Below are 16,286 nucleotides of genomic sequence, written 5' to 3' on the forward strand. Positions count from 1 at the left end.
GTTTGCCTTTTTTTGTGCTATCAGAGTGTGAAATTATCTAAATCTAAGTTGGGCTCAAAATCACCAAGCCTTTCAAGCTCAGTATCTTGGCGCATCTGTTCGTGCCAACGCGCTTCATCCCAAATTTCAAATTTATTCATCAAACCAACTAGCATGATTTTTTTGCCAAGCTCTGCATGTGCACGCAATGAAGGCGCTAACAAAATTCGACCATTTTTATCGAGTTGATACTCAGTGGCGTTCCCGAGCAACATACGTTGCATGCGACGGGCTCGTGGGTTCATATTCGAAACTTTTGCTAAGCGACACTCTATTTCGAGCCACTCAGCCAGTGGATATAACCATAAACACGGCTCATTTAATGCGACGGTACAAATAACCGTTCCCTGATCTTCAGACAATAAAGGTTCTCGGTACTTAGTTGGTACCGCAAAACGCCCCTTGTCATCCAAACTCAGTGAACTTGCGCCACGAAACATAAAAAGCCTACTTTGAGTTATTTAAAGCAACTATAAATCACTTTGATCCAATTTGATCCACTAAAAACCACTTTTCTCCACAGTGCTCCAGTTTAGGGCTTGACAAGGCTTTTTGTCAAGTAAGCAGGCTCGCTTTAACAAGTCTCAAAGCTAGAAAAAATAAGGGTTCAAGCAAAGCGATTGAATTGTGTGGAAAAAAGTGGAGTCATCGTATAAAAAAAACTTTATTGGCTTTAAGTAACCTACTTTTGACAAACTACACTTACTGAATAAACAGTGAATATTCACTGTTTATTTAATCCTTTTGTATTGCTTTGTAAAATTTACTCAAATGGGGAGTAAGAGTTACTGTTTATTTTTAATAAAAAATATCGAAAAACACTCACAAACATTAAAAAACCTTAAAATTCAATGACTTTAAATAAATATAAAGTTTGGTTTAATCATTGCATCATCCAAATCACTATTTAAATACTTTAACTTATTAAGGATTGATTATGGCTACTGCAACAAATACGAAAGCAAACACAACTTCAGATATTAAGCCCGACGTTAAATCATCAAATACAGAAGCGCCTCTGACAGAAAAAGCGGCATCTGCTGCACATGATGCGGTAGATGCCCTTTCTAGCAAAGCGGCAACAGCTGAAAGCAATGTTCGCAAAGGCGCTTCTAGTTCAGCTGAAGCACTCAGTGAAAAGCAACTTTTAGCACGTGAAAAACTAAGTGAGTGCACAGCTAAAACACGTGCTTTTGCAGCTGAAAATCCATTAGCAACAGCAGGTATTGCTTTTGCTGCGGGCATGTTAATTACATCATTATTTCGTCGTAAGTAACCTGTTATGAATAACCCACAAACAATCGCTGCCAAGGATGGTAATGAACAAAACCAAACTACTGAGCAACCGTGCCAAAAGGACGATTGGCAAGATCATATTGCAAAGCTTTTAACATATTCAAAGCAGCTCAAGGATGATTATCAGACTCAAGGAGAGATCACCCATCAGCTTGCCAAAGCTGAATGGCGGTTATCGCTTAGATCGCTTGCATTGATCACGATATTTTTAGGATGCTTTGCCAGTGGTTTGGTTTTGTTGTGGGCGGGGATTTTAGGTGCTGTTGGGTTTGCTATGTTCGATCTATTTGGATCGGTATGGCTTGGTATTGCAACAGCAACTTTACTGCAAATAGCATGTTTAGCATGGCTTTGGAAAAACACCGTTTATCTGAGCAATAAAATTGGCTTTAGTAAAACATTTAAAAGCTTAAAGCAGCTATTTAGTTTGTAAGGAAATTAATATGTTAGTTAATTATTTAATTAAAGAACCGAACAAGAACGTTCAAGCTTTAAGTGAAAAGATGGATATGCAAAATGAATTAAAACGCCAGCACCATGCGGCATTTCAATACAGATTAAAGCGTCTAGCTGCAACTAAGGTAGGTATAACCAGTGCCTTTTTAGCTGGTGCCGCCGTACAAGCAGGCAAAAGCGAAACAAGCTTAGTAAGAAAATACGGTTGGCTCGTAAGGTTATTAGCTTAAAGCCAATTAACTTTGCCGCGATCTGATCAAAGGTAGTCAAGTGCTTTTTGCTAAACAAGATTGTACATTTAAAACTATAATGTTACTCGACATGACAAAACCAATGACTGCTTCCATCACCTTTTAGTATAAATCCCTAACATGCCCAGAAAATACTGAATTTATCACTATAATAAAACCACTTTTTAATTCAATTCGCTTAATTAAATGAGCTTTTCAACCCCTCGTATAAATACTTGAGAAGTCCATTACGCAACTTTTTTCATCTATGATTTAAATCCAACAACAATAGAAATATTGATCACCACATTTGCAAGAAGTGATCTATGCAGCGCTATAATAAACAGCGCTGGCATGGCTAACATTTGTAAAAAAGAGATTAACAGTTAGCAGAGCTAATAATTCAACTTTTTAGAATTAAAATCCAGCATAGTTGCTATTTATACATTAAGGATAATACGTTATGTTTATAAAACCTCCAAAAAAAACAGTAAGCATTTAAAAATAAACAATTTTTCTGCAAAACCCTATATTTAACATGGTTATTTTTTCTTTATTTGACTACAATAATCGCTCAGGGAAATAAATTACAGGGAACAGATTATTTTTACTTCATCACTTAAAAGCCAGCTCTATCGATTATTAATTTTGCTTAGCATACCGGGCGCTGCTGTAACGCTATTTACACTGTGTATTGAGCGTGGTGCTGCAATAGAAAAAAGTGAAGAAAAAGTAATTAACATAGCAAAGCATTTAACTCACCATCAAAAACAGATGGTCAGTGATGTTAAAAAACTAACTTTGTTTTTAGCTAAAAAAGTTTCAAATCATCAAGCTCTTCCAACCACTTGCCCAGCTTACTTCACTGATATTAAGGCGCTTTATACTAATGTGGCCAATATAGGCATTGTCGATAAAAACGGTGATGTAATGTGCGTTACCAACGGATATAGTAAAAATATTAATATAAGCGACCGCCCATACTTTAAAAATGCTATTTCAAAGAAAAGTTTTTCAATCGGATATTTTCAATACGATAGAAGCATTCAAGCACAAAGCGTTAATTTCGCTTACCCAATTATCGATGAGAATGGTCAGCTTATCGGTGCACTTGTTACCGTTATTGCGCTAAATTGGTGGAGTCTTGAATTAAATCAAGCCAGCTTTCCAGATGGAGCAAATGCGGTTATTGCTGATTCAAATGGGTTAATTCTTGCTAATTACCCTAATTCACTAAATCAGCTAGGTAAAAAGATTACTAACGAAAATTTACTCCACGATGATAAATTAAATGCCGTATTTAAAGATAAAAATGGGGTTAACCAAATATTTCATCGTTCTGTTTTATATAAAGACATAAATAACAATAATTTAGATATTTATATAACGCTTCCTATTGATGACTTTATAGATCAAGTTAACCTTAACTTTATTAAGACCATTTTGGCTTTCCTAGCTGCCATCACCCTGTTAACTTTTTTAGCGCGAAGAGTAATTAAATCAAGTATATTCAACCCTCTTAAAGATTTGTCAAAAGCCACTGATCAGCTAGCCAGAGGCAGCATGCCCGACAGTAACGCAAAGCCTAACAGCCCTGAGTTATATGCTTTATATAAACGCTTTGAGGTTATGGCTGCAACTCGATTAACAACAGAAGCAAGATTAAAAAACAAACACGATGAACTCACCAGCTTGCTAAATGCCTTGCCTGACGGTTACCTGAAATTGAATAGTGATGGAGAGCTGCTCAATGTTGGTGGCCATATAAGCCCACTATTACTTACAAAATCAACCGCACCAATGAGTTTATCGTGCTTATTACCAAAAGCGAATGCACAGTTACTTTTGTCTTATTTATCCAAATCAAAAAAACAAGTGACTCTTGAATTTAAACTCGATGAAGGTACTGATGATTACTTTTTCGAAGCGCGTATTAATGCTCTTAATAAAGAAAACGAATACATACTCGTGCTGCGAGATATTAGTCAGAAAAAACAAGATGAAAAAGCACTGCATTTAGCGTCATTGGTTTACAGTAACAGCAGTGAAGGCATGGCAATAACTGACGCTGATGGCATAATTTATGATGTTAATCCTGCATTTTGTAAAGCCACGCTATACAGCAAAGAAGAAGTTATTGGTAAAACAACACATATTTTATCATCCGGTAAACACTCTAAAGAATTTTATCAAAAAATGTGGTCAGAACTTCAAGCCACCGGCCGTTGGCAAGGCGAAGTTATAAACCGCAGAAAAAATGGCGAACTTTATACTGAATGGTTATTAATCGATACCATATACGACGATAACCACACGCCTATTCGTCGTGTCGCTATTTTTACTGACTTAACAGAAAAAATTAAAGCGAATAACACAATTTGGCGACAAGCACATTTTGATCACCTTACCGACTTACCCAATCGTTTAGAGTTAAAAGAGCGTTTAAATCAGCGTTTTTCAGATTTAACCAGCGAAGATAATCAACTTGTTGTTATGTTGTTAGATATCGATCATTTTAAAGATATTAACGACACATTGGGCCATCATTACGGCGATCACTTACTTAAGCAAGTGTCGAAACGCATAGTGCAATCTGCAAAAAATGCAGAGTTTGTAGCAAGAATTGGTGGCGATGAGTTTGTTATTGTATTTAATAAAATTAAAAGTAATCGCCATATAAACCAAATTGCGAGTAATATTTTACTTAGCCTATCAACAGTATTAAATGTCGAAAAAGAAGAGTTATTTATCAGTGCAAGTATAGGTATTGCTTGCGCACCTTCGGATGGTGAAAATACTGAGCAATTATTAAAAGCCGCCGATCAGGCGATGTATAAAGCAAAAAGTAATGGCCGAAATGGCTTTGAATTTTTCTCTGCGGATATGCGCGAACAAGCTCAAGCACGTATGCAATTATTAAAAGATTTACGAAGCGCAATAGAACTCAAACAATTCGAGCTATTTTACCAACCTATTGTTAATTTAAGTGACTTGCACATCCACAAAGCCGAAGGATTAATTCGTTGGCAACATCCAGAAAAAGGCTTAATAAGCCCTATTGCGTTTATTCCGCTAGCTGAAGAAACCAGGCAAATAAACGCACTTGGTCAGTTTGTGTTTGGCCAAGCCTTAGAAACACTCAATGACATTAAAAAATTAACCAGTAGTGAATTTCAAATAAGCGTTAACGTGTCGCCAGTGCAGCTTTCTACACTTGATAGCGGCATAGATGATTGGCCTAACATGTTAAAAGCAGCAAAACTTCCTGCTTCTTCTATTGTGGCCGAAATCACAGAAGGTTTGATGGTTAACCCCGAAGAGTTAACACAAAAACGTCTTAAAACCTTGGTTCAGTCGGGTATGCAATTAGCGCTGGATGATTTTGGCACTGGTTACTCTTCACTTGCTTATTTACAAGAAATGGACACCGACTACCTTAAAATAGATAAGCGTTTTGTTGATAATATTACGCAAGGAAGCCAAGAGCTTGCCCTTTGTGAAGCTATTATCGTAATGGCGCACCAATTGGGATTAAAGGTTATTGCTGAAGGTATTGAAACAGAATTACAAATGCAATTACTGCTCGCTGCAGGATGTGATTACGGACAAGGGTACTTATTCTCCAAGCCACTAAATAAAAGTCGCTTTATGGCACTTTTAGCAGATAAAAAGATGATCATTTCTATCTAAGATTAAATAACGCCACAAGTGCAATAAAAGCAAGTTCTTCACGGTCAAGTTACTCAATCGATAAAAGCAGTAATAGGATTGAAACATGGCAAAGGCAACGTTAGAGCAATGGAGAATGTTTAAAGCCGTTGTTGAGTGTGGCGGATTTGCAGGTGCAAGTGCCGCAGTGCGTAAGAGTCAATCAACAGTACATCATGCTGTGCAAAAGTTAGAAGCGGCTCTGCAAATAAAGTTACTTGAGGTGAAAGGTCGAAAAGCATTTTTAACCGACAGCGGTAAGCTTATTTTACGCAGGGCTGAATTTTTAATACAAGAAGCAAGTAACATAGAGTCAGTTGCCACTTCGCTCAGCAAAGGTATAGAAAACACCTTAAAAATAGCCGTTGATGAAGCACTCCCCCAAGCTGTTTTATATCAAGCTCTTGTTAAAACGAGTGAACTTTACCCATTACTAAAAATCGATTTAATCGAAAACGTACCTACTAGTACGAATGAGCTTTTAAACAATGCCGTTGTTGATTTAGCTATTTCATCTATTCCTACATTTGATATTAGCTGCGATAGGCTGTGCGATATAGAATTTATTGCCGTAGCTCATAAAGAACATGTTTTGCATCAGCATCCTGAACAATTAAGCTTTCACGATTTAAAATCACATCGACGAATCATAGTGCGCGATTTAATAACACACACCCACTACAACGAAGATTGTAGTGGTATAAAATGCTTAGATTTAGATATGCACTGGACTGTGAGCCATTTACGCGACGCTATTGATATGGTGAGTCAAAACTTAGGTTTTGCGTGGCTACCAATAACGCATATATCTTACCTTATTGATAATAAAACATTAAAAACGCTTAATTTGGCACAAGGCGCAACCCGAGCTTTGCGCTTATATTTAACGTGTGACGACACCGACAGACTCGGGCCTGCAGCACAAGAGTTTAAAGATCAGCTAAAACTAATTATTAACAAAACCTAAGTAACCAGCTTAAAGTTAAAGTAATTTACTTTAAACATCTAAATTATCGGCAACATATGCGCCTCTCTCGCCTCGCTTTTTAGCAGGTCCCACGGTGCTATCCTTCGCCGTTTGCTGCTCTGTTGCCGCATTTATAACCGCACCTAGCGTGACAATATATGCACTGATATACAACCACATAAGCATAATCACTACACCACCTAAAGAGCCATAAGTTTCGTTATAACTCGCAAAGCGCGACACATAAAATGAAAAGCCAATGGAGGCTGCAATCCAAAGCACGGTTGCAATAGACGACCCCATCGTGATCCAACGCCACTTAGCCGCCTTACGATGCGGTGCATAGCGGTATAACAACACCAATGCAAAGTTAAATGTAAATGCAAGTAATGGCCAAGAAATAAGCTTAATTAATAAATCAATACTCTCTTTTAAGCCCACTAAATTAAGGACAATAGGTAAAATACCTATGATCACAAGTGCAAAAATGGCGACAACAATCGCCCCAACCGAAAAAATAAATCGCATTAACAATGCTTTAAAAAAAGATCGCTTTTCGTATTCGTGATAACTAATATTACACGCAGTAATTAATGCTTGGCTCCCCTTTGAACTACTCCAAATCGTTAATACTAATGTGCCCAAAGCACTAAAGCTCAAGCTTGTGTGGGAGCTTTTTGCAAGATTAGATACCTGCGATAAAATAAGCTCCCGTGTGCTTTGGGGCAGCAAAGTAACAAATTGGCTTAAATGCTCACTAATATCAGTGGGTGATGCAAAATAAGCATAAACCGACACTATAGCCGCAATAGCAGGAAAAATAGCCAGCAAGGCATAAAAAGCCACACCAGCGGCTACTAACGATAAATTATCTTGGCTTGTTTGTTTAAAAATACGCTTTGCAATATCCCACCATCCCAAAATAGGAATGTGCGCTGGTTGCTTTGCTTGCTGACCCCGTTTAGCCTCACTCATCCTAAGCTCCTGTATTTGTAATATATTGATATAGCAAAATACTTGCCAAAACAAAATAGTGATTGGTATTAAACTTGCTACTATGTAGTTTATAAAGGACTCAAACATAGACAGGCAGCCATGCACAGCATTTTACCAAGCAACATAACACTCACTAATACGCTACCTGCGGCAGAAGCAATTACTGTAAGCACACTATCGTGGCCGTTTTTTTATGACCAAGGTATGCAATTACTTCACACCGCAGCGCAATTATTACCCACTTTGTTATTAGGTGTTATTTTACTCGTTATAAGCTATTTAATTGCGGGGCCACTGTCGCGATTACTTATAAAACCCATTGATTTTATAACCGACAGTAAACTGGTTGTGCTAGTGGCTAGGCGTGGTATTAGTACCCTGATTATTTTATTAGGCCTGTACTTATTTTTACGCTTAGCTGGGCTCACTCAGTTTGCTGTTGCTATTATGAGTGGCACTGGATTAATCGGCTTGATTTTAGGTTTTGCCTTTAGAGACATAGCTGAAAACTTTATTGCCAGTTTACTTTTAAGCGTGCAACGCCCTTTTAAAATAGATGATGTAATAGAAGTAGACGGCAGATTGGGTGTTGTTAAAAAAGTAACGGCGCGTGCAACAACTCTCGTTGATTATGATGGTAACCATATTCAAATACCTAATGCGACAGTGTACAAAAATACCATTAAAAATCTGACTGCTAATCCAAAAATGCGCGGAAAAGTAGAAATAGGTATTGGTTACGATAACGATATACGCAGTACACAAACTCTCGCCCTAGATATTGCCAATCAACAAGCTGCAGTACTGAGCGACCCACCTGCGCAAGTACTAATAAAAAACTTAGGCTCATCAACCATTAACTTTATTTTGTACTTTTGGGTTAATGGAGAACAGCACAGCCCACTAAAAGTCAGCTCCCAACTAATGCGCGAATTAGTTAATGAGTTTACAAAACAGAATATTAGTATGCCTGATGATGCCCGCGAACGAATTTTACTAAATACACCAAATACTGAACTTGATAGTTCAGAGCAGCCACAATCGCATAGTGAAACCAAAAACACCGAAACACATGAGCAAACCCAAACACTTAATGATGTAAGCAGTGATACCGACGAAATTAGAGAGCAAGCCGATCAATCACGCGATCCTGAGCAAGGGAAAAATATTATTTAAGAAAGGTAAATTGTATTGACCACACAGCAATAAACTATAAATCTTGACCTTTGATATATGAAGTCAAGATTTGGCCCTCGGGGTCTAGGAAAGAATGTGGTCTCTCATCTGCTGATGAACTTTTAGAGAAAAAGCACCATCCGACTAATGATCTTGCAAAATACTTATCTGCAGTAGGTGAACCCAAACCAACTAATCTACATGAAGCTCACCATATAGTTTCTGGTAAAGGAAGATACAATAAATCTGCCATGATGGATGCCAGATTAAATTTGCATTTAATGAATATAGGAATAAATGATCCACATAATGGTATTTGGTTAATCAATTTTGTAAAAAATAAAGCAATTGATTGGTCAACTACTAACGCACCGCCGCATCGTAAAATCCATAGATATAACTATGAAACATGGATTGGCGCAATGTTAGGTGAGAGTATGGCTACAGATAAGACAGTGTTCTTAAATAAGCTTAGAAATACAAAAATGCTTATCAGAACAGGCATGTTACCTGCTAGAATATTTGAAAAAAAGGATGAGTTATGGAAAGGGATCTAGTAATTTTCAAAATACATAAGCCATCAAAAACATACGACATAATCGACCTCACCACTGTCCCTATGGCAAAGCAAATTGCTAAAGAAAAAGAGATCAGTTTTAACGAGGCAGTGAAAATAGCTATGGATGATTTCCCAAGAGGGAAAGCTAAAATATTAGACGTTGTAGAAAATGGGTTTAACTGTAAAGTTGAGAAAGAAGCTGAGCAACAAGACTATGATATAAACTTATTTTCGAGTTACTTGGTGTTAAATAAAAAAGCTTACACGGCCATAGGTAATCATTTACAAGGCTGCGGGGAATTTGTTCCATTAAATTGTGAGAAAGAATTATTTTTATTCAATCCACTAATTTTTGAAGAAGAAGATAAGACTTTGACGGAAAAAGCTTATCTAGATGGATTTGAAGATGGTCTAAAATCTCTGGCCTTTAAGTCCGATCTAAATCTAATTTTTAAGTCGAGCATGCAAGGTGGAAAATCAATTTACTGTAATGCCGCATTTAAAACTCTTGTGAAAGAAAATAATTTAACTGGGATTACTTTTAATAGTGACTTACTTAGCATTTTTGCATAGCAGCCTCTAAACGCAGCTTTATAATTCGGAATGCCCTCACTCACGACTATAAAAAGTATCCTTGAAATATTAAGTCTAAACTAACGTTAATATGTATTAACGTTAGTTGAAATGGGCTTTCAGAAGGCTATTTCACAACTTTGAACATATACACCCTTGCTAACTAGTTAAGCCTTTTTAAATTCTTTCTGCCTGTAATTAAGATCGCGTCTTTATGACTAGCTTTTCTAGTAAGTTTATTCAGGACTTTTTGTTGAGTTTCTGGAGTCCAAAATATCTTTAAACGATCCATAGCTCTCGTAATTGCTGTATAGAAAATACTATGGGATATATCATCTTCATTCGCATCTGTGATTACTATTTTCACCGAACTATATTCTAAGCCCTGTGCCTTATGGATGGATACTGCATAAGCTACTTGAAAAGGGACTGTAGTATTGAGAGTATCGTCATCGTCATCACTAGAGTGTGGTGAATCAAAAACCGTAAAGCGGACAATAGATTCACTAACCCAAGTCAAGTCATAACAATATGAAACGTCAAATTCATTTAGATCCCTATCGAGCCTGATATCGAATTGAATCCATCCTGGCGCTTGTGAAATATTAACAATCCAACCTTTTAAATTGTTATAAATTACAGGCCTGAAACGCTCACTATCTGAAAATAAAACAGGATCACCAATTTTATATGTTGATTCTCGCCAGAAAAACCTTGCTCCTTGATTGCCACTTTGAAGAAACCTATTGATATTATTAATTCCGTATAAACCATCGTAGTTCAAACACAATATGATTTCATCCTCGGAATAATTTTCAAAGAGCGAACTATCTAAATCAGTTGAGTAGTTATTCTTAACCATGATTTCAGCTAGATCATTACTACTTTCTCTTACTTTCCCCCAAAACTTTAATAGCTCTTCATTGTCCGTCCTAAAAGGGGTTTTTAACTCGAAAACTGATAAGTTAGGTATAAATGAAGGAGCAATAGTAAACCAATTGCCAAATTGTATTGACTCTATCTGGTAAGAATCACCTACAAGTACCAAAAGTTTATAAGATGTATGTTGAAGTACCTTTAATAAATCCGCATTACTTACAGTGCTACACTCATCTATAATCAATACATCGAACTCTTCTGCACTTCCCCCTCGAGCTTGCTTGCTTATAGTTCTAAACGTTGAATTTTGTGCACTAACTCTGCGTTTTAAGTTATCTATGGCCGGATTCGTATGGGCTAAGAATAGCTTACTTTTATCATTAAAGTACTGTGCTATATGGTGAATCATAGTTGATTTACCTGTACCAGCCGCTCCATATATTAAAGCTACTTTAGATAAACTAAATAGGTTTTTTAGAGCACTTACTTTTGTAGGATCGTCAATAAATTTAGGTATAGTTGTTAGCCATTGCTCAACAGCTTGAGTATAACCAGCTATTCCTACAACGGTACTGTCCTGCAAATGGTTAATTATTGAGGCTGTTTCTTCTTCATATTTTTGAACAAAAACATGCCCTTTATCTAGACACAACTGCCGATCCATATGCTTGTAATATAGCTCTTTATTATAATTAGTAATCAGAGTATTTATATCACCATAATCACTGAGTTCAGAAATAGGAGTATAAAGGACGCCGTTTTGCTCAACATTATTTTTAATTTTTCTCGCGAATAGCTCATGCTCTCTACCGTGTAGTTCTATACATTCTGCAACATCACTAAAACGAGGGTTATGCCCAATAAGAGATGTACAAAAGGGCATTTTATCAAAAGGGTTACAACCAAACTTAAGGTTCAAGTTTGATAATAAATAACAGCTATCTCTAGAATGTTGGGCCTTAATAATTTGATTATTCATTCGTAATAATAGATAACGAATAACATTATGGCCTGAAGAATTATTTAGAATAAAGCCTCTTGCTTTATCTAGTGCTAAGAATATCTGTGGAAACTCTCCACTAGAAAGTGCTTTAGCTCTTTCTGACATGTAATGTAGCTCTGGAGAGGTTACAAAATCGAGGAGGCTAGTAGAGCTATTGCTCAAATAGTTCATTAAATGTTGGTACTCGAATGAATTTGTTCTAGTTTCGATATCTAGGTCTAAAATTTTTGAAAAGTTTTTCAATTCACATGGCCTAATTGAAACACTCCATTTACGAATAATCGTAATAGGCATAAATTGACCAAGTACTTTAATATTATCTTGATGCAGAGTAAGCATAGCTGCATGCTTATCCGCAATATCAAAATTTGTGAATGCTATGATTCTATCAAACTTGTTTGCTTTGTTTGTAGCTCGATAGAAAGTAACCTCATAATAAATTCTACCAAAGCAAAAAAAAGGCCTTTTTCTATGGATATAGTAACGTTCAGAGTTAGCTGTACTTCCTTGGAACATGCCTATCTCTTCAACTACAGAGGCTATTTTTTCGTGGTATTCGCGTAGTGATGGATCTAAGTCAACAGGAAAGCATTCTAAGTTTGAGAGTATATCAATGTTTTTTTCACTCTTAATCAAAGCCCTTATTCGATGCAGGTACTCATAATATTTCAGCATTAATCTTTCAGAGCTATCGCCTTCAACTGTATAATGTGAAACGCTAATCTGGAGGAGCTTATGAAACTTATTTAAGAAGTTTAACTTCCCACTCCCTCCAATATGGGCGAGAGCAGGGTTCACTTTGTCATATAAAAAGTCAGAATTTAAATTATTTGAATGAAACAAAACAGCAACTCCTTCCACTAAATTTCTTAGTTGAGAAAGAATATTTTGCGACAGCAAATCTCGCTGACCAGCTAACTGGCTAATATTATTACATATAGCTCTTTCAGCACTATGAATTTGATCCCTAACCGATCCCATAAAGGTTCCATCCTTAATTTGCATTTGAAAAGTGTTAAACTTATATTTTAACCATCACTACTTTAAAGCCTTGTAAATTAACAATCAATTTTTGTTTGAGGAACTTATTTTAAAAGCCCCAATTACGTCTGATAACCTTTTCAAACTAGCTCCACCATGCGTATATTTGTCTGTAATCCCACCTTTTGAAAGTTCATGACCAACCACTTGTTGTATCAGTGAAAGATCAAACGAGTGGTTATTGCGTATGTTACTTATGAACGTATGCCTAAAGCTATGATAACTGCGTAGTTCATCCAGCTCATTCACACTTGGTATTTCAAGCTCCACAACTAAACGACCGAACCAACTAGTTATACTCTCAGCCGACGTTATTTCATATAAAATACGTTCCTCTGCTTGTTCTACATACTCTAAAAAGCCAAGCTCGATTAAGCGTTGATGGATAGGAATTTTACGTTTTGCGTTGTTTGTTTTAAGGCGTTGTGATTCGTGTTCATCAGTTACTAATATGTAGTTAATACCATCTTCAATACGAATATCAGGCTTTCTTAACTGATATATCTCTGTACGTCTTGCGCCTGTGTACATGGCTAATAAAAGTGACCACTTTTGCCACGCATGTTTAGTCTGCATTGCGAATGCTTCAAACTTATTAAGTTCTTCGCTATTAAAAACACCACGAATACGCTGTTTAAAGTCTCGTTTTATAGTACATGGTGAATGCTGAATATATTCAACAGTATCTCTTTTAGCATACGAGAAAATTCCCTGTAACCACTTGTAATAGCCTTGAACTGTTTTAGGTGTCACTAAGTCATTTTCTGGCACATCAAAGTCTAGGCACTCTTGCAGGCTCATTTTACTGTATGGTGCGCGATTCTTTTTAGGTAGCTGATAACAACGGTCAATAAAACGACCTATATCACTCGCTTTATAACTTTCAATAGGTTTGTCTTCACTCAGTAAACACCATGCTTCATAGTGACGATCATATTCTTTTACAAGCCTATCACTTAAACCAGCATTGACTTTAAAATCTAAAAACTCGGCATAAACTTCTGAAAATAATGGGCCTTGAATTTGTTGTTTTTCTTCTCTTGGCTGACTTTCAGCTATGGTGTATGAGCTTTTATTAAACATTGAATCTAATAAATGTTTTTGCTCTGAATCTTTAGTTAAGCAAGAAGCCAAGTATTTAGCCTGCAAATTTCTTGAGGTTTCTAGCATACTTTTGAATGCTGAATACTCTAATGAACCATGCTCGAATTCTACATCGTGTTTTTTGAGAGTATCTATTGCATCAATGTTATCAGCGTAAAAGTTATCGTCTTCATCTGAGTAATCAAACAAGTCTTCATCCGTTTCAACTTCAGAACTATTAAACATACCAGCGAGTAAAAATGTATCTAATTGGCGTGCAAGCTGACGAACACTTTTTTCGATTTGTTTATTAGCTACAATATCGGCATTACTTAAACCACTATTTTTAAGTGCCATGTACTTACTAACCAAAACATAAATATTAAGCACTTCGTAATCATTATTTTTTAAAGCTTCAACCAATAATTCACCTGTTTCACCATCTGCAATAGAAAGCATAATGTTTGCTGCGGTTCTTAAATGTGTAGGTGAGTGATTATTTAGCGGCTTCGCTTTAATGCCATTTATAGAATGTGCTGTTGAAGCATAACGTTGTTCTTCTTTTGCTATTATTTTTTTGCTTAGCTCATGGGTAAGTTTTTGCTTCATATGAATTAAAATACGTTTTGCTTGAGTGATTAAAGTTTCAGTATCTATATTGTGTCGATCACTCGCAAGTATTTTTAGTTTATCTAGTTCGGGTTTGATCAATTCAAGAAAGTTTAAAGCATGATGAAGGTGTTTGGTTTTAAGTGAAATGCGTATATCGGAGCCGATAAATTTACGAGGGAAAACATAACGAAAATAGTAACGTTCTTTTCGTAGTATGAGGTGTTCGGGGAGTTTGATATGTCTCATTAAGTTACCTATGTGTAAGTAACGTATTGAGTTTATTTGGCACACTATTTGGCACACTTTTGAAACTTTGTGCCATGATATTAGTGGTTCAAGCGTAAGCACCTAATAAATCAGATGCTTACGCTTGAGTTTGAGTCAGCCGGTAAGCCGGGTTTTGTCCTTTCCGAAGAAAGTGATAATCATTCGTCTAGGCCATAAATCGCTCTATGGCTCAAGCAACCTACCCGGTTCTCACGTGGGCCACGCGTTCATTATTTAAAATGATAGAACCCTATTTGGTCTTGCTCCGAGTGGAGTTTACCTTGCAACCGACTATTACTAGCGGCCCGGTGCGCTCTTACCGCACCCTTTCACCCTTACCAACCGAAGTTGGCGGTCTCCTCTCTGCTGCACTTGTCGTGGGCTCGCGCCCCCCAGCCGTTAACTGGCACTCTGCCCTGTGGAGCCCGGACTTTCCTCCCCCTGATCATTTTCGTCACAGGCAGCGATCATCTTGGCTGACTCGGCGCGCAGTATACATGAGGCGAATGCCAAGCGCAGTAAGATTTACTCTTTTTCTTCAATAATTGTTTTATATAAGGCGTTTTTTTTCATTCCAAAGTATTCGGCAACAACACCACAGGCTTTTTTCATTGGCATTTCATTTTCAAGTAGTGCCAACATTTTGCGTGCTTCTGGTGGAACGTCGTCTACTTGCTTGGGTTTACCTGGCAGCATAAGTACTATTTCGCCGCGTTGCTTGGTTGGATCGTTTGTTAAAAACTGTTTTAGCTCACTTACGCTGCCGTTAAAAAATGTTTCAAACGTTTTGGTCAGTTCTTTAGCAAACACGACTTGTTGATCGTCGCCAAGTGCTTGGGCTAAATCATCAAGGCTTGCCATTATACGGTGCGTGCTTTCGTACATTATGCTGGTCATGCTTGAATTAACGGCTTCGGTAAAAAAGTCTTGGCGGGCTTTACTTTTAGCCGGCGTAAAGCCTAAAAACTGAAAGCGGTCGGTGGGTAGCCCAGAGCAACACACGGCTGTAATTGCAGCACACGCACCAGGTATAGGTGTTACATGTGCGCCTTGCTCGCGGCATAAGTTTACAACCGCATAACCTGGGTCACTGATCAAGGGGGTTCCAGCATCAGAAACCAGCGCGATATTTAGCCCTTGGTTAAGCTGATCAATTATTTGTTGCGCTTTTTGCTTCTCGTTATGATCGTGTAATGCAAAGGTTTTAGCCTTGATACCAAAGTGGCTGAGTAGCTTGCCAGTATGGCGAGTATCTTCAGCAGCTATTAAGTCGACTTGCGATAATGTCGCGATTGCACGCTGACTTAAGTCGTCATAATTGCCAATTGGGGTGGCTACGATGTAAAGAGTGCCAATTTTCTGTGAATTCTCCTCATTTAACATTGAGGTCTCCTGCGTCAG

The 16,286-nt window shown here is 37.3% G+C and carries 13 protein-coding genes and 1 other RNA gene; 8 read left to right on the forward strand and 6 right to left on the reverse strand.

What is annotated here, in order from left to right; all coding sequences use genetic code 11:
- Positions 1-20: 20 nt before the first annotated feature.
- Positions 21-479 (reverse strand): division/cell wall cluster transcriptional repressor MraZ, encoded by a 459-nt coding sequence (gene mraZ, locus CWB66_RS06025; protein WP_138584678.1) that lies wholly within the window; start codon positions 477-479, stop codon positions 21-23.
- A gap of 497 nt (positions 480-976) precedes the next feature.
- Between mraZ and CWB66_RS06030 the strand changes: the two genes are divergently transcribed.
- The 5 genes from CWB66_RS06030 to CWB66_RS06050 all read left to right on the forward strand — a co-directional run bounded on the left by CWB66_RS06030 (position 977) and on the right by CWB66_RS06050 (position 6,696).
- Complete coding sequence (locus CWB66_RS06030) at positions 977-1,315, forward strand: DUF883 domain-containing protein (protein WP_077535982.1); 339 nt, start codon at positions 977-979, stop codon at positions 1,313-1,315.
- A gap of 6 nt (positions 1,316-1,321) precedes the next feature.
- Positions 1,322-1,768, forward strand: coding sequence for a hypothetical protein (locus CWB66_RS06035; protein ID WP_138584679.1), 447 nt, complete (start codon positions 1,322-1,324; stop codon positions 1,766-1,768).
- Positions 1,769-1,778: 10 nt separating this feature from the next.
- On the forward strand, positions 1,779-2,021 hold the full coding sequence (locus CWB66_RS06040; protein WP_138584680.1) for a hypothetical protein: 243 nt from the start codon (positions 1,779-1,781) through the stop codon (positions 2,019-2,021).
- Between the two features lie 645 nt (positions 2,022-2,666).
- Positions 2,667-5,711, forward strand: a complete 3,045-nt coding sequence (locus CWB66_RS06045; protein WP_138584681.1) for a bifunctional diguanylate cyclase/phosphodiesterase — start codon at positions 2,667-2,669, stop codon at positions 5,709-5,711.
- 85 nt (positions 5,712-5,796) lie between these two features.
- Entirely contained in the window at positions 5,797-6,696 is a 900-nt protein-coding gene (locus CWB66_RS06050; protein ID WP_138584682.1) for a LysR family transcriptional regulator, read from the forward strand.
- Between the two features lie 30 nt (positions 6,697-6,726).
- Here CWB66_RS06050 and CWB66_RS06055 read toward each other — a convergent pair whose 3' ends face one another.
- On the reverse strand, positions 6,727-7,671 hold the full coding sequence (locus CWB66_RS06055; RefSeq protein ID WP_138584683.1) for a YihY/virulence factor BrkB family protein: 945 nt from the start codon (positions 7,669-7,671) through the stop codon (positions 6,727-6,729).
- Between the two features lie 120 nt (positions 7,672-7,791).
- Between CWB66_RS06055 and CWB66_RS06060 the strand changes: the two genes are divergently transcribed.
- Genes CWB66_RS06060 through CWB66_RS06070 form a run of 3 tightly spaced genes read left to right on the forward strand, consistent with a single transcriptional unit; the run spans position 7,792 to position 10,000 of the window.
- A complete protein-coding gene (locus tag CWB66_RS06060; RefSeq protein ID WP_138584684.1) occupies positions 7,792-8,868 on the forward strand; it encodes a mechanosensitive ion channel family protein in 1,077 nt (358 codons plus the stop codon).
- Positions 8,869-8,918: 50 nt separating this feature from the next.
- On the forward strand, positions 8,919-9,425 hold the full coding sequence (locus CWB66_RS06065) for an AHH domain-containing protein (protein WP_138584685.1): 507 nt from the start codon (positions 8,919-8,921) through the stop codon (positions 9,423-9,425).
- Positions 9,410-10,000 (forward strand): hypothetical protein, encoded by a 591-nt coding sequence (locus CWB66_RS06070; RefSeq protein ID WP_138584686.1) that lies wholly within the window; start codon positions 9,410-9,412, stop codon positions 9,998-10,000. Before CWB66_RS06065 ends, CWB66_RS06070 begins: the two co-directional genes overlap by 16 nt.
- A gap of 163 nt (positions 10,001-10,163) precedes the next feature.
- Here CWB66_RS06070 and CWB66_RS06075 read toward each other — a convergent pair whose 3' ends face one another.
- From CWB66_RS06075 to rsmI, 4 genes are all read right to left on the reverse strand, one after another.
- Positions 10,164-12,863, reverse strand: coding sequence for an ATP-dependent DNA helicase (locus CWB66_RS06075; RefSeq protein WP_138584687.1), 2,700 nt, complete (start codon positions 12,861-12,863; stop codon positions 10,164-10,166).
- An 84-nt stretch (positions 12,864-12,947) separates the two neighbouring features.
- The gene (locus CWB66_RS06080) at positions 12,948-14,864 is read right to left on the reverse strand and encodes a DUF3258 domain-containing protein (RefSeq protein ID WP_138584688.1); all 1,917 of its coding nucleotides are present in this window, start codon (positions 14,862-14,864) and stop codon (positions 12,948-12,950) included.
- A 127-nt stretch (positions 14,865-14,991) separates the two neighbouring features.
- An RNA gene (gene rnpB, locus CWB66_RS06085) (RNase P RNA component class A) lies at positions 14,992-15,369 on the reverse strand.
- Positions 15,370-15,410: 41 nt separating this feature from the next.
- A complete protein-coding gene (gene rsmI / locus CWB66_RS06090; protein ID WP_096793710.1) occupies positions 15,411-16,268 on the reverse strand; it encodes a 16S rRNA (cytidine(1402)-2'-O)-methyltransferase in 858 nt (285 codons plus the stop codon).
- Between the last annotated feature and the right edge of the window lie 18 nt (positions 16,269-16,286).

It is taken from the genome of Pseudoalteromonas sp. S558 (assembly GCF_005886635.1).
Classification (GTDB): domain Bacteria; phylum Pseudomonadota; class Gammaproteobacteria; order Enterobacterales; family Alteromonadaceae; genus Pseudoalteromonas; species Pseudoalteromonas aliena.